Source organism: Candidatus Enterococcus murrayae, assembly GCF_017315985.1.
GTDB classification, from domain to species: Bacteria; Bacillota; Bacilli; order Lactobacillales; family Enterococcaceae; genus Enterococcus_A; species Enterococcus_A murrayae.
This window is the reverse complement of the sequence record NZ_JAFLVR010000044.1, coordinates 1-25,253: the sequence shown is the minus strand read 5'-3', so window position 1 is coordinate 25,253 and position 25,253 is coordinate 1. Positions and strand designations below refer to the sequence as shown.

Annotated in this window: 24 protein-coding genes and 1 other annotated feature; of the genes, 15 read left to right on the top strand and 9 right to left on the bottom strand. The window is 36.3% G+C overall.

Features of this window, described 5'->3' with window-relative positions; all coding sequences use genetic code 11:
• Positions 1–10: 10 nt before the first annotated feature.
• A complete protein-coding gene (dnaA, locus tag JZO85_RS17155; RefSeq protein ID WP_207109741.1) occupies positions 11–1,336 on the bottom strand; it encodes a chromosomal replication initiator protein DnaA in 1,326 nt (441 codons plus the stop codon).
• Positions 1,337–1,902: 566 nt separating this feature from the next.
• Between dnaA and rpmH the strand changes: the two genes are divergently transcribed.
• The 6 genes from rpmH to mnmG all read left to right on the top strand — a co-directional run bounded on the left by rpmH (position 1,903) and on the right by mnmG (position 7,726).
• Positions 1,903–2,037, top strand: coding sequence for a 50S ribosomal protein L34 (gene rpmH, locus JZO85_RS17150; protein WP_006703104.1), 135 nt, complete (start codon positions 1,903–1,905; stop codon positions 2,035–2,037).
• Positions 2,038–2,174: 137 nt separating this feature from the next.
• Positions 2,175–2,510 (top strand): ribonuclease P protein component, encoded by a 336-nt coding sequence (gene rnpA / locus JZO85_RS17145; protein ID WP_207109740.1) that lies wholly within the window; start codon positions 2,175–2,177, stop codon positions 2,508–2,510.
• Positions 2,511–2,527: 17 nt separating this feature from the next.
• Positions 2,528–3,349, top strand: a complete 822-nt coding sequence (locus JZO85_RS17140) for a membrane protein insertase YidC (protein ID WP_207109739.1) — start codon at positions 2,528–2,530, stop codon at positions 3,347–3,349.
• Between the two features lie 66 nt (positions 3,350–3,415).
• Positions 3,416–4,186, top strand: coding sequence for an RNA-binding cell elongation regulator Jag/EloR (gene jag / locus JZO85_RS17135; RefSeq protein WP_207109738.1), 771 nt, complete (start codon positions 3,416–3,418; stop codon positions 4,184–4,186).
• Between the two features lie 225 nt (positions 4,187–4,411).
• Positions 4,412–5,809, top strand: a complete 1,398-nt coding sequence (mnmE, locus tag JZO85_RS17130; protein ID WP_207109737.1) for a tRNA uridine-5-carboxymethylaminomethyl(34) synthesis GTPase MnmE — start codon at positions 4,412–4,414, stop codon at positions 5,807–5,809.
• 15 nt (positions 5,810–5,824) lie between these two features.
• Positions 5,825–7,726: a tRNA uridine-5-carboxymethylaminomethyl(34) synthesis enzyme MnmG gene (gene mnmG, locus JZO85_RS17125; protein WP_207109736.1), complete on the top strand. Its 1,902-nt coding sequence runs from the start codon at positions 5,825–5,827 to the stop codon at positions 7,724–7,726.
• A 228-nt stretch (positions 7,727–7,954) separates the two neighbouring features.
• On the opposite strand, the gene aroD is transcribed toward mnmG, so the two are convergent.
• From aroD to JZO85_RS17110, 3 genes are all read right to left on the bottom strand, one after another.
• Positions 7,955–8,710: a type I 3-dehydroquinate dehydratase gene (gene aroD, locus JZO85_RS17120; protein ID WP_207109735.1), complete on the bottom strand. Its 756-nt coding sequence runs from the start codon at positions 8,708–8,710 to the stop codon at positions 7,955–7,957.
• A 10-nt stretch (positions 8,711–8,720) separates the two neighbouring features.
• Positions 8,721–9,599, bottom strand: a complete 879-nt coding sequence (locus tag JZO85_RS17115; protein ID WP_207109734.1) for a shikimate dehydrogenase — start codon at positions 9,597–9,599, stop codon at positions 8,721–8,723.
• A 171-nt stretch (positions 9,600–9,770) separates the two neighbouring features.
• Positions 9,771–10,979 (bottom strand): MFS transporter, encoded by a 1,209-nt coding sequence (locus JZO85_RS17110; protein WP_207109733.1) that lies wholly within the window; start codon positions 10,977–10,979, stop codon positions 9,771–9,773.
• Positions 10,980–11,127: 148 nt separating this feature from the next.
• On the opposite strand from JZO85_RS17110, the gene JZO85_RS17105 reads away from it, so the two are divergent.
• The 7 genes from JZO85_RS17105 (at position 11,128) to JZO85_RS17075 (ending at position 16,661) form a co-directional block, all read left to right on the top strand.
• The gene (locus JZO85_RS17105) at positions 11,128–12,018 is read left to right on the top strand and encodes a LysR substrate-binding domain-containing protein (RefSeq protein WP_207109732.1); all 891 of its coding nucleotides are present in this window, start codon (positions 11,128–11,130) and stop codon (positions 12,016–12,018) included.
• A gap of 119 nt (positions 12,019–12,137) precedes the next feature.
• A complete protein-coding gene (rsmG, locus tag JZO85_RS17100) occupies positions 12,138–12,851 on the top strand; it encodes a 16S rRNA (guanine(527)-N(7))-methyltransferase RsmG (RefSeq protein ID WP_207109731.1) in 714 nt (237 codons plus the stop codon).
• Positions 12,852–12,921: 70 nt separating this feature from the next.
• Complete coding sequence (locus JZO85_RS17095) at positions 12,922–13,689, top strand: ParA family protein (RefSeq protein WP_010742543.1); 768 nt, start codon at positions 12,922–12,924, stop codon at positions 13,687–13,689.
• Positions 13,676–14,566, top strand: coding sequence for a ParB/RepB/Spo0J family partition protein (locus tag JZO85_RS17090; RefSeq protein WP_088933986.1), 891 nt, complete (start codon positions 13,676–13,678; stop codon positions 14,564–14,566). The genes JZO85_RS17095 and JZO85_RS17090 overlap by 14 nt, the downstream gene beginning before the upstream one ends.
• 47 nt (positions 14,567–14,613) lie before the next feature.
• Positions 14,614–14,811, top strand: coding sequence for a DUF951 domain-containing protein (locus JZO85_RS17085; RefSeq protein ID WP_207109730.1), 198 nt, complete (start codon positions 14,614–14,616; stop codon positions 14,809–14,811).
• 30 nt (positions 14,812–14,841) lie between these two features.
• A complete protein-coding gene (ychF, locus tag JZO85_RS17080; protein ID WP_207109729.1) occupies positions 14,842–15,942 on the top strand; it encodes a redox-regulated ATPase YchF in 1,101 nt (366 codons plus the stop codon).
• Between the two features lie 14 nt (positions 15,943–15,956).
• Positions 15,957–16,661 (top strand): DUF1129 domain-containing protein, encoded by a 705-nt coding sequence (locus JZO85_RS17075; RefSeq protein ID WP_207109728.1) that lies wholly within the window; start codon positions 15,957–15,959, stop codon positions 16,659–16,661.
• Between the two features lie 289 nt (positions 16,662–16,950).
• Here the strand turns inward: JZO85_RS17075 and JZO85_RS17070 are convergent, their stop codons facing one another.
• Complete coding sequence (locus tag JZO85_RS17070) at positions 16,951–17,658, bottom strand: DUF4811 domain-containing protein (protein WP_207109727.1); 708 nt, start codon at positions 17,656–17,658, stop codon at positions 16,951–16,953.
• Positions 17,655–19,121: a DHA2 family efflux MFS transporter permease subunit gene (locus tag JZO85_RS17065; protein ID WP_207109726.1), complete on the bottom strand. Its 1,467-nt coding sequence runs from the start codon at positions 19,119–19,121 to the stop codon at positions 17,655–17,657. The genes JZO85_RS17070 and JZO85_RS17065 overlap by 4 nt, the downstream gene beginning before the upstream one ends.
• 146 nt (positions 19,122–19,267) lie before the next feature.
• On the opposite strand from JZO85_RS17065, the gene JZO85_RS17060 reads away from it, so the two are divergent.
• Together JZO85_RS17060 and guaB are read left to right on the top strand one after the other, a co-directional pair.
• The gene (locus JZO85_RS17060; RefSeq protein WP_207109725.1) at positions 19,268–19,750 is read left to right on the top strand and encodes a MerR family transcriptional regulator; all 483 of its coding nucleotides are present in this window, start codon (positions 19,268–19,270) and stop codon (positions 19,748–19,750) included.
• Between the two features lie 95 nt (positions 19,751–19,845).
• Positions 19,846–21,330 carry an IMP dehydrogenase gene (gene guaB, locus JZO85_RS17055; RefSeq protein ID WP_207109724.1) on the top strand — a complete coding sequence of 495 codons (1,485 nt, stop codon included), beginning with the start codon at positions 19,846–19,848 and terminating at the stop codon, positions 21,328–21,330.
• Between the two features lie 62 nt (positions 21,331–21,392).
• Here the strand turns inward: guaB and serS are convergent, their stop codons facing one another.
• The 3 genes from serS to croR all read right to left on the bottom strand — a co-directional run bounded on the left by serS (position 21,393) and on the right by croR (position 24,817).
• Positions 21,393–22,673, bottom strand: a complete 1,281-nt coding sequence (gene serS / locus JZO85_RS17050) for a serine--tRNA ligase (protein ID WP_207109723.1) — start codon at positions 22,671–22,673, stop codon at positions 21,393–21,395.
• Positions 22,674–22,716: 43 nt separating this feature from the next.
• Positions 22,717–22,926: a binding site (T-box leader), on the bottom strand.
• Positions 22,927–22,956: 30 nt separating this feature from the next.
• Complete coding sequence (locus JZO85_RS17045) at positions 22,957–24,138, bottom strand: sensor histidine kinase (RefSeq protein WP_207109722.1); 1,182 nt, start codon at positions 24,136–24,138, stop codon at positions 22,957–22,959.
• Positions 24,128–24,817 (bottom strand): response regulator transcription factor CroR, encoded by a 690-nt coding sequence (croR, locus tag JZO85_RS17040; protein WP_207109721.1) that lies wholly within the window; start codon positions 24,815–24,817, stop codon positions 24,128–24,130. Before croR ends, JZO85_RS17045 begins: the two co-directional genes overlap by 11 nt.
• Between the last annotated feature and the right edge of the window lie 436 nt (positions 24,818–25,253).

Here is a 25,253-nt window from a genome sequence, read left to right as displayed (position 1 = left end):
TTTCCACAAGCTATCCAAGCAGTAAATTTTTGATCTCAGCAATTTCTTGTTGGATATCACTATCGTTTTTCATTAACTGGCTGATTTTTTCATGTGCGTGAATAACAGTTGTATGATCTTTCCCACCAAATTCGGCACCAATTTTTGGTAAGGAGCTTTCTGTCATTTCACGAGCTAAATACATAGCGATTTGGCGTGGAACAACGATTGTTTTAACTCGCTTCTTCCCTTTCAAATCTTTTACTTGGATATGGTAGAATTTTGCGACTTCATATTGGATTTTGCTGATAGAAAGCTGTGCATTGCTAGTTCCTTTTAAACTTTTTAATGCATCTGCAGCGATACTGGTAGTAATATCGGCACTATTCATTGTAGCAAATGCTTGAACCCGTACCAAAGCCCCTTCGAGCTCACGAATATTAGAATCAATTTGTCCTGCAATATAACTCAATGTGTCATCTGGAATCTCAAGATTTTCTGCTTGCGCCTTTTTTCGTAAAATTGCTGTTCGAGTCTCTAAATCTGGTGGAGTTATATCGACGGATAATCCCCAAGCGAATCGAGAAACTAGGCGTTCTTGCAATTTAGGGATTTCGTTAGGAAGTCGATCACTAGTCAGTACGATTTGCTTATTATCATTATATAAGTTTTCAAAAGTATGGAAAAATTCCTCTTGAGTTGCTTCTTTATCTGCAAAAAATTGAATATCATCTACTAACAACAAGTCCACCTTACGATATTCTTGTCGAAACTCCTCCGATGTTTTGTTCTTAATCGAATTGATAAAATCATTAGCAAAAGTCTCGCTTGAAACATATTTTACTTTTGCTTTAGGATTTATCGCTAACATTTGATGTCCGATTGCGTGCATCAAATGTGTTTTCCCTAAACCAACTCCACCGTAGAAAAAAAGTGGATTATAAATAGATCCAGGTTCTTCCGCGACAACCAACGCAGCAGCGTGTGCCATTTGATTCCCCTTACCAATTACAAAAGTATCAAATGTATATTTAGGATTGAGCATTGCACGTTTGGTTGTATCTAATTTTGGCGTTTCTTCTTTTTCAACGATACTGACGGGAGGTGCTTCGTCTGGAGTAACAAAAACGGGCATTATTTCGTCTCCTGTCACTTTAAAACCGATTTCGACGATTTTCGCGGCTAGATGTTTTTCCCAATAGCGCTTATGTAAATCGCTTGTAACTTCAATTGTTAGTTGATTATTTGTTAAGGCTAAAGGTTTGGCAGTGCCTACCCAGGCATCGTAACTAGCAGGATTAAGGTCATTTTTATAGCTGTCCTTCAATTCCTGCCAGAAATTGTCCAATGAGGTCAAATAAGTCGCCTCCTATGTTAATAAAATTCAGATAGACTTACTTTATCATTTTTTTTAAAAGTTTTCCACAGCCGGAGATGAAATAGGACAAACTTTCTTGTTTTCCACAGAATGTATAAAAATACAAAAAAGAACTGACAACCATGTAAAAACATATACACAGCTTTTAGAAAAAATGTGGAAATTTCCTTTTTTCCACGGGGAAATACACAAATAAAGAAAAAGAGAAGCCTTGGTATATAAAAGCGAAAAACAGTTATACACATAACTTATCCACCATGTGGACAAGTTATCAAAAGGCAAAAGAATTGGGGAAAAAACATTTAGAAATTCTATACAAACTTTTTCCACAAAAATGTTATGCACAGATAAATCAAAATTATCCCCAGATTTTGTGGATAAAAAGTACGTCTATAATTCTTGAGTGGTAAAACATTTAGTTGTTTGGTTTCAGAAATTAGGTAAATTTAGATTGTCTTCCTAATTTCATTATTGACAAAGTAGGGGAAGAGTCGTTATAATATTCGGGTATGTCTATGTAATGTTAGCTATGGAGGTGTAATTTAATGAAAAGAACTTATCAACCAAATAAACGTAAACGTCAAAAAGTTCATGGATTTCGTAAACGCATGAGCACTAAAAACGGCCGTCGCGTATTAGCAAGCCGTCGTCGTAAAGGAAGAAAAGTACTTGCTGCTTAAGCCACTGCCGGTCAGTGGTTTTTTTTGTACCTAAAATGAGATTCTTAATGAATTTTTCTGACAAATAAGGATGATTCCTTATTTTGAAGTATGGTATTATTGTCAGGTATAGATTTAAAAGAAACGAAGGAAACTAGATGAAAAAAAAATATCGGGTAAAAAAAGAACGAGATTTTCAAAAAGTGTTTCAAGAAGGTATTTCTTTTGCTAATCGAAAGTTTGTAGTATATCGTCTAGAGCCTTCTGGTCAAGAACATTTTCGAGTAGGCTTGTCAGTCGGTAAGAAGGTTGGAAATGCAGTTGAACGGAATCAAGTAAAACGGCAAATTCGTGCGCTTTTACAAGAGTTAAAATTTGAATTACCACCAATAGACTTTATCGTTATTGCGCGACCAACTACCAAAGGCTTGTCTCATGATGAAATGCGTTCAAATCTTATACATGTTTTAAAATTAGCTAAAATATTAAGTTAGGAAGGAAACAGATTTAGGTGAAAAAATATAAAAAAATATTATTGATGACAGGTTTATTGAGCCTAGTTTTCATATTATCGGCCTGTGGAACAGGAGAAGTGAGTGCACACAGTACTGGTGTATGGGATCGTTACGTGGTTTATTACTTTGGTCAGGCCATCAAAGGACTAGCTTTTAGCAATGTCGGGATTGGAATTATTCTATTTACTATTATCATCCGAATTATTTTAATGCCGTTGATGCATTTTCAAACAAAAAGTATGCGTAAAACGCAAGAATTGCAACCGAAAATCAAAGCATTGCAAGAAAAATATAGCTCTCGTGACCAAGAGACACAACAAAAGCTGCAAGAGGAAACTAAAAAATTATATGCAGAAAATAATGTGAGCCCTTACGCAGGATGTTTGCCGCTTCTAGTTCAAATGCCTGTTATGATGGCTTTGTATCAAGCAATTTTACGAATTCCAGAGTTACGATCAGGTCATTTTTTATGGTTGAACTTAAGTCAATCCGATCCTTATTTCATTTTACCGATTCTTGCGGCAGTCTTTACTTTTGCAAGTAGTTATTTGTCAAGTATGAGTCAACTTGAGTCCAATGCTTCATTAAAAATCATGAATTTTGCAATGCCAGTTATGATTTTTGTCATGGCATTGAACTTAGCAAGCGGATTATCTTTATATTGGGTTGTTTCCAATGCTTTCCAAGTAGTTCAAACATTATTAATTAATAACCCATTTAAGATTCGTAGAGAAAGAGAAGAAGCTGCCCGACAAATTCGTGCAAGAGAACGAGCGTTGGAAAAGGCTAAGCATCCAAAGAAAAAACGTAAAAAATAAAGCGACTAGTGTTTCATTTTCATAAGATAAATACTTTACATTAATTATAATAAGGAGGTTTAGAAAATGCCTGTTTATGAAGGACCAACAATTGATGAAGCAATCTCTAAGGGTTTGCAAGCTTTAGGATTGAAGAAAGAAGTTGTTGATATTGAAATTTTGACCGATGCTAAAAGAGGTTTCTTAGGAATGGGGAAAAAGGACGCCCGTGTCTCAATTGAACCGATTAAGGCTGAAAAATCTGTAACTCCTGAGGATTCAGCAGAAAAAAAATTAGACGAACGTGCTCCTTCTAATGAGTCTGAATCTGAAGAGAAAGTACTAAAAGAGGATTTCTCGATCCGTTCAACTAGTCAGCTAAATGAATTAGATGAAGAAGAAGCGACTAAAGAATTGGCATTGTACTTAACTAACATTACTAACGACATGGGAGTACCGGCTTTAGTTAAGATTCAACATGAGACTAGTGGTCTAATTATTATGAATTTAGAAACTAGTAAGCAAGGTATGTTGATTGGTAAACACGGAAAAATATTAAATGCTTTGCAGTATTTGTCGCAGGTTTTTCTGCACCGTGTAGCAAAGGAAAAATTATCAGTAGTTGTGAATGTTGGCAATTATCGACAAAAACGTGAAGAAGTTTTAACGCGTTTGGCACAGCGAACTGCAGAGAAGGTAAAAGAAACAGGACGACCAGTCTTTTTGGAACCAATGCCAGCATTTGAACGGAAAATGATTCATTCAGCGTTGAGCAAAGACGAATACATTAAGACTCATTCTGAAGGTGAAGATCCATATCGCTATTTGGTCGTTGAACCAGCAAAAAAATATTTTTAAACTAGAATTTGAATGCTGTACCGAGCTAATGGGTACAGCTATTTCTTTATCAAAATTTGAGAAAATGACGCCATTTTAGCAGGTATGCTTGAATTGTCAAAAAAAATATGCTAATCTTACACCAGAATTTTGTAGAAAAAAGCAGTCAAAGTGCTCAATCTACTCCTTTATCAAGGGGTGGAGTAGGCACTTTTTTTATGTTCTTAATTAATGGGAGGGAATAAATTGGCAGAGATTACCTTAGAGTTTGATACGATTGCAGCTATTTCAACTCCGCCAGGTGAGGGTGCGATAAGCATTGTACGACTGAGCGGTGATCAGGCCGTAGCAATTGCGGACAAAGTATTTCATAGTGGGAAGAAAAGTTTGATGGATGTGCCTTCACATACGATTCATTACGGTCATATCATTGATCCAGCTGATCAACAAGTGGTCGACGAAGTGATGATTAGTGTGATGCGAGCACCGAAGACATTTACGCGTGAAGATATCGTCGAAATTAATTGTCATGGTGGGATTGTAGTTGTTAATCAATTATTGCAGCTCATTTTACGTTCAGGAGCGCGTTTAGCCGAACCAGGAGAATTTACTAAAAGAGCCTTTCTAAATGGTCGAGTAGACTTATCTCAAGCAGAAGCTGTAATGGATTTGATTCGAGCAAAAACGGATCGGGCAATGAGCGTCGCAATCAATCAATTAGATGGTAACTTATCCCATCTAATTCGCCAGTTGCGACAGGAAATTTTAGAAACATTGGCACAAGTAGAAGTGAATATTGACTACCCAGAATACGACGATGTAGAGGAGTTGACTACACAATTATTATTAGAAAAGGCGCAACAAGTAGGTCAGCAAATTGATGCACTGTTATTGAATGCAAAACAAGGAAAAATATTGCGTGAAGGGTTAAGTACAGCAATTATCGGTCGTCCTAATGTAGGGAAATCAAGCCTATTGAATTATCTTTTACATGAAGAAAAAGCAATTGTGACAGAGATTGCTGGGACGACACGTGATGTCATAGAAGAATATGTTAATGTTCGTGGTGTACCGTTGAAATTGATTGATACAGCAGGAATTAGAGAGACTGATGATATAGTAGAACGGATTGGCGTGGAACGCAGTCGTAAAGCGTTAAGCGAAGCAGATTTAATCTTATTGGTTTTGAATCAAAGTGAATCCTTGACCGCAGAAGATAAAGAATTATTAAAAGCAACGCAAGGTCTAAAACGAATCATATTATTGAATAAAACGGATTTACCAAACAAGCTATCACAACCAGAGCTCTTTGTGCATTTGAGCGATGATGAAGTCTTTTCCATTTCCGTTTTGGAAAAGGCTGGATTAGATCAATTAGAAGAAGTGATTGCCAAGCTTTTCTTTGGAGGTCAAACAGGCGAAAAAGATGCAACTTATGTATCAAATACTCGTCACATCGCATTGCTCGAAAAAGCTGTACAATCATTGGATGAAGTTCGCAATGGGATCTTGTCTGGTATGCCAGTGGATCTGGTTCAAATAGATATGACTCGTTGTTGGGATTATCTAGGTGAAATTGTTGGCGATAGTGTACAAGATGAATTAATTACACAATTATTTAGCCAATTTTGTTTAGGGAAATAAAGAAGGAGTTGCTACATGGAATATCAAGCAGGAAGTTATGATGTAATCGTCGTTGGGGCAGGGCATGCTGGTTCTGAGGCAGCCTTAGCAACAGCACGTATGGGTCAAAAAACTTTATTAATTACAATTAATTTAGACATGGTGGCATTTATGCCATGTAATCCGTCTATTGGAGGGCCTGCTAAAGGCGTTGTTGTGCGAGAAATTGATGCGCTTGGCGGTGAAATGGGACGAAATATTGATAAAACATATATTCAAATGCGGATGCTTAATACTGGTAAGGGACCTGCGGTAAGAGCCTTACGGGCGCAGGCAGACAAACATGCTTACGCAGAAGAAATGAAACATACGATTGAACGAGAAGAAAATTTAACGCTGAAACAAGGCGTTGTTGATCAGTTAGTTGTTGAAGAGGGGATATGTAAAGGTGTCGTGACCTCGACAGGGGCTGTTTATTCAGCTAAAGCAGTGATTATCACTGCTGGAACAGCATTACGTGGTGAGATTATTATCGGTGAACTAAAATATTCATCAGGTCCTAATAACTCACAGCCGTCAATCAAGTTAGCTGATCATTTACAAGAACTAGGATTAGAAATCCATCGTTTCAAAACTGGTACACCACCGCGAGTGAAGTCAGGTTCTATTGATTATAGTAAAACTGAAATTCAGCCTGGTGACGAAAAAGCAAATCATTTTAGCTATCAAACACCGGATAGTCAGTACTTGAAAGAACAAATTCCTTGTTGGTTAACGTATACGAATCCAAAAAGTCACGAGATTATTCAAAATAATTTACATCGGGCCCCGATGTTCACTGGTATCGTTGATGGAGTAGGGGCACGCTATTGTCCGTCGATTGAAGATAAAATCGTACGATTTGCTGACAAAGAGCGTCATCAATTGTTCCTAGAACCAGAAGGCCGACACACAGAGGAAGTCTACGTACAGGGATTATCAACATCGCTGCCAGAGGATGTACAAAATGATGTTTTGCATTCAATTGAAGGCTTGGAAAATGCTGAAATGATGCGAACAGGTTATGCGATCGAATACGATATGGTGGCTCCTCATCAATTGCGTCCTACGCTTGAAACAAAAGTCATTGAAAATCTTTATACAGCTGGACAAACGAATGGAACTAGCGGTTACGAAGAGGCGGCAGGACAAGGTTTGATGGCTGGAATCAATGCAGCGCTAAAGATTCAAGGCAAAGAACCATTCATCATGAAACGTAGTGATGGTTATATTGGTGTTATGATTGATGATTTGGTGACTAAAGGGACTAATGAACCTTATCGGTTATTGACATCAAGAGCAGAATATCGCTTGATATTACGTCATGATAATGCGGATTTACGTTTGACAGATATTGGATATAAGATTGGATTAGTAGAAGAGGAAGACTATCAAACCTATTTGATCAAAAAGGCTCATATCGCAGCGGAAATGGCTCGTTTGCAAACGATTCGTATAAAACCACATGAAGAAGTTCAAAGCTTTCTGCGGGCTAAAAATAGTGCAGAATTGAAGGATGGCGTTTTAGCAAGTGACTTTTTAAAGCGACCAGAGATATCTTATCAAGAATTGTTGCAATTCATTCCTATCAATGAAGAATTGACAGAAAAAGAAGTGGAACAAGTAGAAATTCAAATTAAGTATGAAGGCTATATAAAAAAGGCAATGGAGAAAGTAGAAAAATTAAAACGAATGGAAGAAAAACGTATTCCAAAGCGAATCGACTATGAAGCAATCAATGGTCTAGCTACAGAAGCCAAACAAAAACTACAAAAGATTCAACCAGAAACAATTGCTCAGGCTAGTCGCATTAGTGGTGTGAATCCCGCAGATATCAGTATTTTAATGGTATATATCGAACAAGGAAAGATAGCCAAGGTAGACAGTGAAACGGCTTAGTATAATAATCTTAAAAAGAGAGCAACCCTTATTGTGACATTAAAGGTTGCTCTCTTTTTTATAGAGGCTGATAATAAAATATCGATTTTATTTTATTATATTTAAAGTTTCTCAAAGAGTAATCTCAATTTCTCTGTAAAAATTGGGCTATTTGTAGAAATATTGTCCATATAAATTCATTTGCTTGTGTCAGTTTTGAAAACAACAGCGATTCTATTAGAACCCCATTTAGTTTAGTTTTAACGTTGTTAACATTTTACGTAATTCAGCAACGGGAACTTGTCCCGGCGCCGAAGCTGTTCCAGCGGAACCGAAAGTCGCTGCAGAACCAAAAACTTGACCAGAGATACGACTAACCATTCCTAGTGCTCCCATTGACATAGTAATCAAAGGAACATCGGCATAATACTCATACATTTCATGTGTTGCTTCTAATAATGTTAATACGTCTGCAGAAGATTTCGGCATTACTGCAATCTTGCAGATATCAGCACCCTTATTTTGCATGGTCCTTAGGCGAGTAATGATCTCATTTTTTTCTGGGGTTTTATCAAAATCATGATTGCACATAATAATTTTAATATTGTTTTTATGTGCTAGATCAATCACTTCTGCCACTTTATCCTCTGCCATGAATAATTCCACGTCCAATAAGTCTAAGCTTCCTTCCACTATGATGGCTTTATAAAGGTTAAAATACTCACAGTCTGAAAGTTCACAAACGCCGCCTTCTTTTTTTGTACGGAAAGTGATTAGTAATGGTTTTTCTAAAATAGCTTTTAGATTGTGCGAAAGTTCAGCAACAGATTGTGAGTCCTGAACGTGTTCAAAAAAATCTATTCGCCACTCCACTAGATCACAATCTAATGCATGGATAGCTTTTGCTTCCGACACCAACTCTTCTTTAGTTTGACCTACCATAGGCACGATAATTTTTGGCAGGCCTTCACCAATTGTAATTTGATCAACAGTTACTGTTTTCATGTTATTCCCCCTAAACTTTAAATAAAAGCTCTTTAATATAACTAACAGGCATATCTTCCCCAGTAAATAGTTTAAATGCAGCAGCACCTTGATAAAGCATCATACCGAGCCCATTAATAGCTTTTTTTGCCCCATGTTTTTTAGCAAATTTCAGCAATTTAGTTTCTCTAGGAGAATAAACGACATCAAATACAACCAAATCTGGCCGAATAAGGGTCGAGTCATTGATTAAACTGATATCTTCCAAAGGTTTCATACCAACACCGGTTGCATCAATGTAAATATTACTCTCTGAGATAGATTTTTTGAATGCCTTTTGATCAGCTAAATCTGTAACAGTTGCTTGACAAGCTGTATTTTCATTGATTTTACGGGCAGTTTCTTTGGCGTTGGAAAAGACAGTGTCGTCAATATTGAAAATTCGTAATTCTTTAGCACCGTCAAAGGCTGCTTGGATGGCGATGGCTGTGCCAGCACCGCCAGCACCTGTTAAGGTAATAATTTGGTCTTTTACTCCGATTCCCTCATCCTTTAACGCCTCCATTGCACCTATTCCATCTGTATTGTATCCAACGAGATGACCTTTGCCATCAATATTAGTAACGGTATTTACTGCACCAATCAGAGTAGCTTCGGGAGATACCTCATCTAAATAAGGAATGATTGCTTGTTTATTTGGCATCGAAACATTTGATCCACGAATACCTAAAGCGCGAATTCCTTGAATTGTATCTTTTAATTCTTCATTACCAACTTCAAATGCCAAATAAGCGTAATCAAGTCCTAGCTTAGCAAAAGCTTCGTTATGCATCGTAGGAGACATGCTGTGGCGAATAGGTGTTGCAATCAAGCTAATTAATAAGGTGTGTCCGGTAAGTCTTTCAGTCATGGTATATTCCTCTTTTCAAATTTATTTGTTCAAAGATTTTCAAACGGAGCCTTTTTATCCCTCTTTTTTTAGGAAATAAATCACAATGTTTTATCTCTATTTTAGGATGTATTTTGCTGGAAGACTAATACATTATATTGATGAAATCAATAAAGTGAATAAATAAAACGATTAGCTTAAGACTAATCGTTTTACTAATTTATTATAGCGATGAACGATGACTAGTGAAGCCATCAAACCAATAACATTCAAAAGAATGACGAACCAAAAAACATAGGTAATCCCTTGTTCACTAAGCATACCGGTAATATATGGTGTAACCATAATAGAAACAGAAGTAGCTAGTGAATAATAGCTGGTATATTTCCCTTTCTTTTTAGGAAATAATTCCAACATCAAAGCTAAACCTAGTTGCCAAATACCACCAGATGCAAAAATCCCGATACAGATAGCTGCTATAATAACAGTTGAAAAGCTCGGATAGAGTAGCATTAAAAGCAATGATATCCCTGATATTAAAAGACAAAAACTAATAAATTTAGGTATGTTGATTCCTCTTTTTACTATACCAGAAGTAAAAAATACTGAGATAAATGAACCTGTGCTATAAAGACTGACGAAAATTAAACTATTTTCATGAGAAACGATCTGCATACTTTCCGTATATTGAGGAATCCATAAAATAAAAATATTGAACAACGAAACGGAAACAAAAGAAAAAATCAATAAAGCGATTCCATCTATTTTGAATTTCCCCCGATTTTGCGGTGCATTAACTGTAGTAATCTCTGTCTCTTTTTTAATAATTGTTGCAGAATTCGGAAATCGGGCAAACAGTAGATAAAACATATTAATAAATAAACATAGAGCACATAGAATAAAAGGCCAACCAAAAAATAGATCGTGTTGTATTAAATAACGTGTAATAAAAGGAAGTAGAAACTGACCAAGAGAGATAAACGCTTTGTTTAGAACACTAAGTGAGCTATTTACTCGTTCATCAGGATAAGCTTCAACCAATGTCGGATAGGTGCTAGTATCTAGAAAAGCATTACTAACTCCACCAAACATCGCTAAAAAAAATGCTAACTGATAATTCGGACTCAAAAGCATTCCGCAAAAGAAGATAATATAAGAAGCAATAGCGATTAATACTGTCCTTTTTCGTCCAAACTTATCTGAGAAATAACCGGAAAAATATAAACTTAAAATTCTTCCTAGTCCAATAGCACTCATAACCAATGTAACTTGAGCAGTGGTGGCTTGCCATTGAATTTTTAAGTTCGTCATATTCTGAGATAAAATAATAGCAGCCATTCCTTGGAAAATATAATTGAAATATAAACTAGTAATTAATAGGCGATATTTTTCTTTTTTCATAAAAGACTCCTTTATTGTGATGTATTTCACTTGAAGTCACCCACATAATAACTCAATTTTATTATGAAAACTAATGATTTATATCAATAAAATTGATAAACTCTATTTATCAAATAAGCAGATAATTTTTAGTGAACGGGGTGAGGAAGTGAATTTGCGACAATTAGAATTTTTTGTAATACTAGCTCAAACAGAACACATGACGCAAGCAGCCAAAGAATCAAATACCTCCCAACCTAATATTAGTCATTCAATGACAATGTTAGAACAAGAGATTGGGGTAACTCTGTTTGAAAAAAAAGGACGAAATATCCAATTGACCCGCCATGGACGGATTTTTTATGGATATGTCGCCCCGGCACTGGCTGAGATCGAAAAAGGTCAACGAAAATTGCAAGAAATGATCGATCCTGATTCTGGTGAAATTCAATTTGGATTCATTTTTACGATGGGCGCAAATTTAGCACCCAAATTGACCCAATCCTTTCATCGGAAAGGGTATCAAAAAATTAATTTTGAATTTCAACAAGGAAACTCCAATCAGATCATACAAATGCTGCTTGATGATCGCATAGATATTGGGATTTGCTCAAAAGTGAGTAATGATTCTGAATTAATTTATCAAATTTTAACACAAGAAGAGATGGTTGTGGTAGTCCCTTCTGAGCATCCCTTGGCAAAATATGACAAAATTTCTTTGAAAGATACCACTAAATACCCTTACGTTTATTACAGTAAGCAAAGTGGGCTACGACCATACCTAGATCAACAAGTCCAAAATTTAAAAATAGATTTGGATATTGTCTGTGAATTAGAAGAAGATCATAGTATTTTAGGCTTTGTTGGACAAAATTACGGAATAGCAATTATGCCTAATATACCATCAATCAACTCTTTCCCTGTGAAGAAACTGACCATTATGGATGACTTGGAGGATCGAAATATTTATTTAGCAGTGAAGAAAAATAATTTAGAAATTCCGGTTTTGAAAAAATTTTATGATTTTTGTTTAGAAAATACGAATAAAAAATGGGATTAAAGCTTTATTAATCTCTGTGTGAAACATAGGTAAACCATTGCATGTAAAGCAATAATGCGTTAAAGTAGAGAATAGTCTGTGAAACATTTTGCTGTTTCACGAAAATGAAAGGATTTCTTATGACACCAGAAGAATTTCAAATGGAATTAGGCAAACAAGGAATCGAACTATCAACAAGACAGATGGATCAATTCTCGACTTATTTTCGCTTATTAGTTGATTGGAATCAAAAGATGAATCTCACGGCGATCACGGAGCACAGGGATGTCTATTTAAAGCATTTTTATGATTCTATTACCTTAGCCTTTTCAACTACATTTAAATCAAAGGGGAAGCTATGTGATGTAGGATCAGGTGCTGGTTTTCCTAGCTTACCATTAAAGATCGTTTTTCCAGAATTAGAAGTGACAATTGTAGATTCATTAAATAAACGAATTAATTTTTTAACAACATTGGTAAATGATTTACAGTTGGATGGTGTTCATCTTTATCATGATAGAGCGGAAAGCTTTGGGCAAAATTCTGAATTTCGTGAGTCATTCGATTTTGTGACCGCCCGTGCTGTAGCTCGGTTGAATGTTTTGGCAGAACTTTGTTTACCATTGGTTAAAAAGAACGGTTATTTCTTTTCTTTAAAAGCAGCCAAAAGTGAAGAAGAGTTAGCTGAAGCAAAACAAGCGATTGCTTTATTAGGTGGTAAGCTGATTGATGCTGAGGATGTTTCATTACCAAATGGCGATATACGCCATATCATTACAGTGCAAAAAAAGAAAGAGACCCCCAAAAAATATCCACGCAAACCGGGTTTACCAAATAAGCAACCTTTAAAATAATTAAATGAGTATAACAACTTATTTTTCCTTAGAAAAATAAATTTTTTAGTAGAAACTAGGAGGAAATTAGATGGCACGGATCATATCTGTTGCAAACCAAAAAGGTGGTGTCGGTAAAACGACTACGACTGTTAATTTGGGTGCGTGCTTAGCGTATGATGGTAAGAAAGTCTTGTTGATTGATAGCGATGCACAGGGGAATGCCACAAGCGGTTTAGGCGTGCGTAAACCTGATGTGAAGCAAGACATTTACGATGTTCTAGTCAACGAGGTTCCAATCAAAGAGACAATTATTAAAACTTCACGGGAAAATTTATCAATCGTTCCAGCTACTTTACAATTAGCGGGTGCGGAAATTGAATTAACATCTATGATGGCTCGAGAATCACGATTAAAAAGTGCTTTGGCAGAGGTCAGTGATGATTACGACTTCATTTTGGTGGACTGCCCGCCATCATTAGGGCACTTGACAATTAACGCATTCACAGCTAGTGATGCGATTTTGATTCCAGTTCAATGCGAATATTATGCATTGGAAGGATTGAGTCAGTTGTTAAACACCGTTCGTTTAGTACAAAAACATTTCAATCCTGGTCTAGAGATTGAAGGTGTATTATTAACGATGTATGATGCTCGCACAAATCTTGGTGCCGAAGTGGTAGAAGAGGTTCGTCGTTATTTTCAAGAGAAGGTCTATGACACGATTATTCCGAGAAATGTCCGTTTATCTGAAGCACCTAGTCACGGAAAACCAATCATTGATTATGATCCACGTTCAAAAGGCGCTGAAGTTTATCAAGCTCTAGCAAAGGAAGTGTTAGTTCGTGAGCAAAAATAAAGGATTAGGCCGTGGAATCGATGCCTTATTTCAAGATCTTTCTGAGATTGAAGAAGTTGATATGAAGAAGGATCAAGTAGTCGAGATTCCATTAAGCGATCTACGCCCCAACCCTTATCAACCACGGAAATCATTTGATGAGACAACTTTACAGGAGTTAGCTAATTCCATCGAACAATCTGGGGTTTTTCAACCGATTATTGTAAGAAAATCCGCCGTCAAAGGTTATGAGTTAATTGCCGGTGAACGTCGTTTCCGTGCCTCCAAATTGGCAGGCAAAGAGACAATTCCTGCAATCATTCGTGAATTCGACGAGGAAGCCATGATGCAAATTGCAGTATTGGAAAACTTACAACGAGAAGATTTGAATCCATTGGAAGAAGCCGAAGCTTATGAGATGTTGATGAAAAACTTAAAGCTAACACAAGCTGATGTAGCCAATCGTTTAGGCAAAAGTCGTCCTTATATCGCTAATTATTTACGTTTGTTGACATTACCTAAATTAGTTAAGGAAATGGTGCAGGATGAGCGTTTGTCAATGGGACAAGCACGTACTTTGTTAGGTTTAAAGAAAAAAGATCAGATCTTGAAATTAGCAAATCGTGCGGTAAAAGAGAGCTTGACGGTTCGTCAATTAGAACAGATTGTTAATGAATACAATGAAGGTAAAGCAAAGGATAAGAAAAACGGTCCGCGTTTGACCAAGGAAAAACCTTATTATTTACGAGAAAGCGAAGATCGCTTGATGGATAAATTCGGAACAGGTGTCGAGATTGTTGAAAAAGATGGTAAAGGAAAGATTTCGATTGAGTATCTATCACCATCGGACCTTACTCGCATTTTAGATATTTTAAATATACATTTTGATGAGTCGTAAATGGTTAATCCTTAAAAACGATGAATACGAACATGGAGGTTTGCCAGATGTATGATTTAGGTGATATCGTTGAGATGAAGAAACCGCATGCCTGCCAGACTAATCGCTGGGAGATCATTCGTATGGGGGCGGATATCAAAATAAAATGTGTCAACTGTGGACATATTGTTATGATGACACGCCGTGACTTTGAAAAAAAAATGAAAAAAATCCTTGAGAAGAAAAGCATTTCAACTCAAGAATAATTCCTTAGTAGAGAAAGAGTGAAGTAAACCATGGCCTTAACAGCCGGAATCGTAGGATTGCCCAATGTTGGTAAATCTACATTATTTAATGCAATTACTAAAGCAGGTGCAGAGGCTGCTAACTATCCTTTTGCGACAATTGATCCAAATGTTGGAATGGTAGAGGTACCTGATTGGCGTTTAGAACGTCTAACTGAGTTGGTTCACCCGAAAAAAACGGTCCCGACAACTTTTGAATTTACTGATATTGCTGGTATTGTAAAAGGAGCTAGTAAGGGGGAAGGTTTAGGAAATCAATTTTTAAGCCATATTCGCCAAGTTGATGCGATTTGTCATGTGGTACGATGTTTTGACAACGAAAATATCACCCATGTTGAGGGCAGGGTCGATCCATTAGAGGATATAGAAACAATTAATTTGGAATTAGTATTAGCTGACCTTGATTCGATTAATAAACGTTATGCTCGTGTAGCAAAAGTCGCGAAAACAAAAGAAAAGACCGCAGTAGCAGAATTAGCTGTATTGGATAAATTGAAACCTGTTTTAGAAGAAGGATATTCTGCCAGAACAATCGAATTTACGGAAGAAGAACAAAAAATCGTAAAAGGCTTATTCTTGTTAACGAGTAAACCAGTTCTTTATGTAGCAAATGTTGATGAAGATACAGTTGCTAGTCCATCTGATAATGAATATGTACAGACTGTACGTAATTTTGCGGCTAGCGAACATTCTGAAGTAATTGTTGTTTGTGCTGAGGCGGAAGAAGAAATTGCAGAGTTGGAAGAGGAAGACAAAGCTGAATTTTTAGAAGCAATGGGGATTGAAGAATCTGGGCTAGATCAACTTATTCGAACGGCATATGATTTATTAGGATTAGCAACTTACTTTACTGCGGGCGAACAAGAAGTTCGTGCATGGACATTCCGAAAAGGAACGAAAGCTCCCCAAGCGGCCGGAATCATCCACACCGATTTTGAACGTGGTTTTATTCGTGCTGAGACAGTATCTTTTGAAGATTTAAATAAATACGGCAGTATGCACGCGGCGAAAGAGGCTGGACGTGTCAGATTAGAAGGAAAAGATTATATCGTACAAGACGGCGATGTAATGTTGTTCCGTTTCAACGTTTAGGGAGGAAAGAAACAATGGAACCAGAAAAGTTACAAACGTTGCAAGCAGAAAATGTTCAACTTGAAGAGAAGCTGACTAAGCGTAACGAGCAATACATTTTTGATCTAAAAAAAGCTTTAAAAGCAGCGAACTTGACGGATGAACAAACTATCGCAGCCTTGAATGAGATGTTGCCAACTTTAGTCGAAGAACAAAAATCCGGAAAAACAGCGCGACAATTATTTGGAACTGTTTCAGAACGATTGGATGCGATTGTCAATAAACCGGTTGAGCAGAAAAAATCAACTACAGCTTCCTTGATGTGGTTAGATAATTTCTTATTGTTATTTGGTCTATTAGGTATTGTTGCCGGAATCATGGGATTGTTTGTTTCACGTGGAACACAAACAGTTACTTATGGTTTAACAACACTAATTGTGGCTTCTGCTGTTGGTGGATTAGTATTTTATATGATGTATTTATTTGTTTACCAGTTTGAGCAACCTGGGGCAGATAAGTCGAAAAAGCCAAAAACGTGGAAAACAGTTCTTATGCTAGCCTCGGTTACTATTGTGTGGTTCTTAGTTTTCAATGGTGCAGCGTTGCTTCCACCAGCTCTTAATCCTGTTCTTGAACCTATGATAATGGTTGTTTTATCGGCTCTTGCTCTGGCGTTACGCTATTACTTGAAAAAACGTTTCGGGATCATCAGTAGTCTAGCCACTGCTCCACGTAGATAAAAAGAAGCGGTGATCTAAAAATCACCCTATAGGATAAAGACAGTCAGAAAATCCATTTTTTTGTAGGCAGTACAAATTCTAGGTACTTTTATCTATTTTTTCTACATGGGCACATCTCATCTTTTTTTGAACCATTTAGAAAGTTGTATAAACGATTAGAGAGTAATACTTTGGGCTCTCAGTGATTAAGAGAGTTGAATGATTCAACTCTTTTAATCTTTAGGAAAATAATAGACATCAAATTCATTTATAAAGAATTTGATGTCTATTATTGTTTTATTGATACCTCTTAATTAGTTACTTTAGTAATTAATTTTGCGATTACTTGTCGGTGATATTCTTTCATAGCTTCTTGCACTATTTTTTTCTGTGCTACTTGATCCATTGTAGGATCTTGAATCATAGCATTTTTAACTTTTTCTTGGATAAAGCTTTTAGATTCTTTTTGCATTGAGGATTCATTTTCAGCTATTAATTTTGTTAAATTTTTCGCTTGATCAGTACTTAGTATTAACCAATCTTTTGAAACATTGAACGTATTTTTTTCTTTGATTAGTTGATGATTTTTACTTGAAAGTCCAAACCAGAATCTTGCGGTATCATTTTTGTAAACCCAATATGTTTTATCTGTTCGTAATTGTGTCTGTGATTGATTCTTTTTTAAGGTATTTTCTACATGATTTATTCCAGTTGTTCTCGGTTTCTTTTGAGATTCATTGGTTTTATATAAATAGATTTTCTCTGTTCCATTACCAAGTGGTTGATACAGCAACAGGTTTATGTCTTTATTATTAGTAGCAGATATCAAAGTCTGAGTAGTTGTTTCAGTAGTTTTCTTCATAGCATAGTGATAGCGATCATTTGCTGTAATAAAGATTAAACTGATCAGGAAAATTATTGCGAAGATCATTGAAAGTAATTTTTGCCAGGTCTTTTTGGCAAAAATATTTGTTAAAGCAAAAGCCAATACACTGATAATTGTTATAGCAAAAATCATTTTGTCATACCTCCTTCAACCTTTTTATTGTTCTTTAAGAAGAAGGTAATGATAAAACCGACAACACTAAATATTACAGCAACATAAAAAGCCGCATGATAACCAGAGAGAGTAGCACTGATTGCTTGATTTTTGTAAAATAACGGTAACGTTTTTAATAGGTGGGCTGCTGGTAAATTATCTTTTGTAACATTGGTCAATACACTAATCAATATAGCTGTTCCGATTGAGCTTGCTACTTGACGGAAAGTATTGTTTACGGCTGTTCCATGACTGATTAAGTTCATAGGTAAAGCGTTCATCCCAGAAGTAGTGACTGGCATCATGACCATAGAGATACCGAACATTCTGATTGCATATAAAATTACAATCATAGCAATGGGGGTTTCGGAGGTCAAAAATGCAAATGGTAAAGTAGCAGCCGTTAGAATTAGCATCCCACTGATTGCTAAACGTTTTGCCCCATGTTTGTCAAAGATTGCCCCAGTAATAGGCATCATTAATCCCATAATCAAAGCTCCAGGCAACAACATTAAACCAGAGTGAAAAGCTGACTCTCCACGGATATTTTGAATATATAAAGGAAGAACCATTTCTGCGCCAACCATTGCCATATTAACCACACCACTTAAAATAGCTGCAATTGTAAAGGTTGAGGACTTAAATACACGTAGTTCTAAAAAAGGCTGTTCTAGTCGTAGTTGTCGCCATACAAATAAACTGATGACTACTATTCCTGCGATTAAAAAAACAATAACTTTTGCATTGCTCCAGCCGTTATTACCAACAGAAGAAAAACCATATAGCAAACTTCCGAACCCAATCGTCGACAGTAAGGCCGATAATATATCAATATTTGGATTAGATAATCGAATAACACTTTTCATTAAAAAGGTAGCTAGTACTAGTACTAAAATAACAATAGGAATTACCATACCGAAAAGATCACGCCAAGTGTAGTGGTCAATGATCCAACCAGAAAGGGTAGGTCCTAAAGCGGGAGCAAGCCCAATCACGATACCAGCCATTCCCATAGCTGAACCACGTTTTTCAGGGGGAAATATTGACAACATAATATTTTGCAGTAATGGCATTGAAATTCCCACCCCTGCAGCTTGTATAAGTCGCCCAATCAATAGAATAGAAAAATTTGGTGCCATGAAACAAGTAACTGTGCCAATTAAAAAAATGGTCATTGCAGCTAAATACAATTTTTTCGAACTAAATTTATTAATAAGCCATGCACTGATTGGAATCATAATCCCATTAACTAGCAAGAAGCCCGTAGTTAGCCATTGAACACTAGAAGCAGAGATATCGAAAGCTTTCATCAGTGTTGGAAAAGCTGTTGTTAACAATGTTTGGTTTAACACCGTACAAAATGTACCAATTAATAGTACTACGACTAGTAAGGTGCGGTTGTAGGGTTTCCCATAAATATCGATCGTTTGATTATTACCCACGATCTAACGCCTTCTTTCTTTTTTTGAAAATTTTCAGAAATAATAAATATTCGTTTGTTACTTTACTGCTATCGTTTATTTTTGTCAACTTACTTGACACGAATGTTAGAGGAAGTATAATCGGGATGTAAAGTGAGGGATGCGTAGTGAAGAATAATACAGTTAAACAGCTCCTTGAAAGTGATGACTTATTAATAGGAATCAGTGAATTAAGTAAAATGACAAATGTTTCGCCTCGTCAAATTCGTTATTGGGAACAAAGAAAATATATTGAATCAACGGGGGAGAAAAGTGGAAATAGGAAATTTAGGCTTCCTATGGTAATCAAAGTGGAAATTATTAAACATTATTTAGATGAAGGATATACACTTACTGCAGCCGTCGAAAAGGCGCAAGAGCGGCAAGAAAATATTCATCAGGCCAAAATGTTACTGAAAGACGTGCTCAAAGGTATCCAAAAAATTGGAGATCGTTATACTGTGATTCATCTAGATGATTTTTCAAATAAGGAAGGGTTCTATTTGGTTAGGGATATAGAAACCAATCAAGCCACTTATCAAATTATTGGAAAAGATATCGAAGTAACAAAGGATCGAATAGAAGAGTGGTTTGATTTTGTAGAAAAATAAAGGTTAGATGAGGATTTCGACACAAGTTATTGACTTCACTCGCTCATTCTGTTAGTTTTTTTATTAAAAATAATTCTGGGGAGTGGTAACGAACAATGTCTAATTGGGAAACGAAATTTGCAAAAAAAGGTCTGACATTTGATGATGTTTTGTTGGTTCCGGCGGAGAGTCATGTATTACCAAATGAAGTTGATATGAGTGTACATTTGGCGAAAAATATTAAATTAAATATTCCGTTAATGAGTGCAAGTATGGATACTGTGACAGATAGTAAAATGGCAATTGCTATGGCTCGACAAGGTGGACTTGGAGTCATCCATAAAAATATGAGTGTTGCTGCCCAAGCAGATGAGGTTCGTAAAGTAAAACGTTCAGAAAGCGGAGTAATCATTGATCCGTTTTTCTTGACACCAGAACACAAAGTTCAGGATGCCGAAGATTTAATGAGTCGCTATCGTATTAGCGGTGTGCCAATTGTAGAAACTTTGGAAAATCGAAAATTAGTCGGTATCATTACGAATAGGGATATGCGGTTTGTAACAAATTATGATATCCCGATTCATGAAGTTATGACTAAAGAAGGTCTAGTAACAGCACCTGTGGGAACTAAACTGCAAGATGCTGAAAAAATATTGCAAAAGCACAAAATCGAAAAGTTACCTATCGTTGACGAAAAAGGTTGGCTAAGTGGTCTGATTACAATTAAAGATATTGAAAAAGTTATTGAATTTCCTAATGCTGCTAAAGATGAACATGGCCGTTTGTTGGTTGCAGCAGCAGTAGGGGTCACTAGTGATACTTTTGAACGTGCTGAAGCATTGCTGAAAGCAGGGGCGGATGGTATTGTAATTGATACAGCTCATGGGCACAGCGCAGGCGTTTTGCGTAAAATTAGTGAAATCCGTAAAACATTTCCAGATGCAACTTTGATTGCTGGTAATATTGCAACAGCTGAAGGGGCAAAAGCTCTATATGATGCTGGCGTCGATGTTGTAAAAGTAGGTATTGGACCTGGTTCCATCTGTACAACACGGGTTGTTGCTGGTGTAGGAGTACCTCAATTAACAGCAATTTATGATGCTGCCTCAGTTGCACGTCAGTATGGCAAGGCTATTATCGCTGATGGCGGAATCAAATATTCTGGAGATATCGTAAAAGCATTAGCAGCAGGAGGACATGCAGTTATGCTTGGTTCAATGCTTGCTGGGACAGACGAATCTCCTGGAGAATTTGAAATTTATCAAGGTCGTCGTTTTAAAACATATCGTGGAATGGGTTCTTTGGGGGCGATGGAAAAAGGTTCAAGTGATCGTTATTTCCAAAGCGGTGTTAATGAGGCAAATAAGTTGGTTCCTGAGGGTATTGAAGGTCGTGTTGCTTACAAAGGAACTGCAGCAGACATCATTTTTCAAATGATTGGTGGTCTAAAAGCAGGAATGGGTTATGTTGGTGCCGGGAATTTAGAGCATTTACGTGAAAATGCTCAATTTGTTCAAATGAGCGGCAATGGACTAAAAGAATCACACCCTCATGACGTTCAAATTACCAAAGAGGCACCGAATTATTCAGTTGAGCAATAGAAAAGAAATTGTTTCTCATCAAAATAGCACTTTCGCATATGCGAAAGTGCTATTTTTATAAATTACTTCTCTTTCTTGATGACTTTGATGTTCCCCATATAAGGGACTAAGACTTCTGGAATTGTAACTGAACCGTCTTCGTTTTGATAATTTTCTAGGATAGCCGTTACAGTTCGACCAACGGCTAGCCCAGAACCATTTAAGGTATGAGCATACTGGACTTTGCCCTCGTGGTTGCGATAACGTATCATTGCTCGACGTGCTTGAAAATCTTCGCAATTTGAACAAGAACTAATTTCACGGTAAGTATTTTGGGCGGGTACCCAAACCTCCAAATCGTAAGTTTTAGCCGCTGAGAAGCCCATATCTCCTGTGCATAAGGTGATGACACGATATGGCAAGTTTAATTTTTGTAAGAGAATCTCAGCATTTTGAGTCATTTTTTCTAATTCATCATAAGAAGATTCTTTATCACTGAACTTCACCATTTCTACTTTGTGGAATTGGTGTAAACGAATTAATCCACGTGTATCACGTCCAGCGCTACCTGCTTCAGAACGAAAAGAAGGAGATAAAGCTGTGAAGTAGATCGGTAAATCTTCACCATCTAAAATTTCATCAGCATAATAGTTTGTTAGAGGTACTTCTGCAGTTGGTATCAACGTTAAGTCACGATCTTCAATTTGAAAGACATCCTCTTTAAATTTTGGAAATTGTCCTGTACCAAACATTGATTTGCTATTTACTAAATAGGGTGTAATCATCTCTGTGTAGCCTTGTTCATAAACATGTTCGTCTAACATAAAGTTGTAAACCGCACGTTCCAATCGTGCGCCTAAACCCTTGTAATAAACAAAACGGCTACCTGATACTTTTGCACCACGCTCAAAATCTAAGATATCCAAGTTTTCTGCGACTTCCCAATGTGGTTTTGGTTCAAAAGAGAACTCCCGAGGAGAGCTCCAACGGTGAACCTCTACATTATCATCTTCATCTTCGCCGATTGGTACAGAATCATGAGGCAAGTTTGGTAGAGTTGTTGCGATCTCAGTTAATTGTGTATCAATCTCTGATACTTGAGCATCAAAGTCTTTAATTTTTACACCTACCGTTTTCATTTCCTCAATTTTTTTTGATGCATCAATTTTTTCACGCTTCAGTTTTGCAATTTCACTTGAAACGTCATTACGATATTTTTTTAATTCTTCTGTTTTTACCAGTAATTGCCGGCGTTGTTCATCTAAATCTAAGAAATGCTCCAATACATCTTTTTTTACACCTCGAGTCGCTAATTTTTCGTTTACTTCCGGAAAGTTATTGCGAATCATTTTAACATCTAGCATTGTTTTTCCTCCTTTAAAATAAAAAACACCGTTTCATCCCTAAAACAGGGACGAAACGGTGTTGAATTTCGCGGTACCACCCAAATTCAGCATAAGCTGCACTTGATCGACACTTATCGGCGTCACCCGGTTTTTTTTTCAAAAAACGCAGAATATGAAACTGGATTTCCCTAAGTAGTTTTGTTGATTTTCACCAGCCATCAACTCTCTAAAAAAACAAACTTACGTACTTGGTTTCCTGCATATCTTATTGAGATTAGTATAAGCAATCAAAATTTTAAAGTCAATGATTATCTGGGGTGGGCTTCATTTGATTTTTATAAAGTGGTAAGTGAATAATAAAAGAAGTCCAGTCATCATTTGATTGAGCGTAAATATATCCACCATGAAGATTAACTATATTTTGGGCAATAGCCAAACCTAATCCAGTTCCACTGATTTCCTGTGAACGGGATCCATCAACACGATAAAAGCGATCGAATAATTGATCTAGAGCCTCTCTAGGAATTGGTGACCCATTATTTTTAACAGTGACAACTGCTTCATTTTTTGCTTTTTCGATCACAATAGCAATTTTATTAGCTTTTGTTCCGTATTTTAGCGCATTTGTAATTAGATTATTGAAGACACGAACAAGTTTTTCCGTATCACCATCCATTACCAATTGAGCTTCTTTCGTTTCAATTTGTATTTGAACATTTTTCTTCTTGGCTTCCAATTCGAAGTCAGCGGCCAATTGCTCTAATAGCTGTACCATATCAAAAGAAACATTATTAATAGGAACAGAAGGTTGGCGGACCTTGGAATATTCAAATAGATCTTCAACAAGGGATTTCATTTGTTTGGCTTTTTTGTATGCAATACTTGTATATTTAAGAATCTCCTCATTACTTTGGTATTGGCCATCTTCAATCAACCCAAGATAACCAATGATAGAGGTCAGCGGTGTGCGAATGTCGTGACTAACATTTGTAATCAATTCATCCTTCGATTTTTCAATTTCTCGTTCATCTTCTATAGCTGCAACAGTACTATCTACCAAGCCATTTATACTATCGACAACCTTGCTGAGATCACCACGTAGTTCAAACGGAATTCGGTAATCGTAATTCCCGTTTGCAATATAATGCAATTCATTAATAATATGTCGTAATTGCATCTGTCGATAACGTCTGATTAGTCGCCAAAATACAATAAGTACATCAATGATAATGAAAAAAGGAATAACAAAGTTACGACCACTCCAAAAGATATCACTACCGAGGTTACTAGCAAAAATATCTTTTGAACGATAGATTGCATCGGTTAAATCAGGCGAATTATTTAGCATCTGAGTAAAAAGTACCATAATCGCCACATTTAATAGAAGCAACAAAATGACTGTAACTATTCCTTCAGCTATTAGCTCACTGACTTCTTTTGAGGTAAGACTAACACGTTTTTTCTTTTCTACTTTATTTTGCATCTATTTTATAACCAACACCCCACACGGTTTGAATCACTTTTTCACCATCAGTGGCTTCTTCGATCTTATCACGTAAGTGGCTGACATGAACCATGACCGTTTTTGCGGAGACTATACTTTCTTGTTTCCACACTCGTTCAAAAATTTCATCCGCACTGAAAACACGATTCGGATGACTTGCTAATAAGTATAAAATGCCAAATTCTAAGGCAGTCAATTGAATTTCCTTTCCATCCACAGTTTTTACTTCATGAGAATCTTTGTTAATGATCAATGATTGAATTTCAAGGATATCTGGCTGATCTTCAGCGACATGCATCTTTGTTCGGCGCAATAAGGACTTAACTCTTGCCATAACTTCTAATGGATTGAATGGTTTGGTTACATAATCATCTGCACCCGCCACTAATCCTTTTATTTTATCCATATCAGTAGTTTTTGCTGTTAGCATAATAATTGGAATCTGTGATTCCTTTCGTAATTCTTTTACAACTTGCATGCCATCCATAACAGGCATCATAATATCTAATAGTAGTAAATCGATATTATTTGTAGTTCGAAGTTTACTCAAGGCTTCTTTACCATCGTATGCTTTTACGACTTCATAGCCCTCATTATGCAAATAAATACTCAAGAGTTCTACAATCTCTTTATCGTCATCCGCAACTAGTACTTTCATTTATTGTTCCTCCGTTCATATAAAAATAAATACATTACTATTTTACCAGAGAAATCAAAGGAAGGCGAAAGACAGCACTATGAGTTAAGGAAAAATCAAAAATAGAATAACGAAAATTAATTTTTTATACTAATAGAAACAAGCATTTTGAATGTTAAAAAGCGAACGAAAATACTTTATTTATATCTATTCATCGGATTTAGAAAAAAGTGAATCAAATGATTTTTTTTCGTTGACCAAACCTTATAAAACTGCTATATTATCTTATGTTCTGAAATGGTGAGAAATCTTTTGGAATGATTAAGAGATAGTATTGACAGAAAACTAACTTTCAGTTATTCTATCTAGGTTGCGTTAATCAATAACAAGAAAATCTCAAAAAAGTTATTGACATTCACTCGGCAACCTGTTAAGATGTAAAAGTTGCTGAAACAAA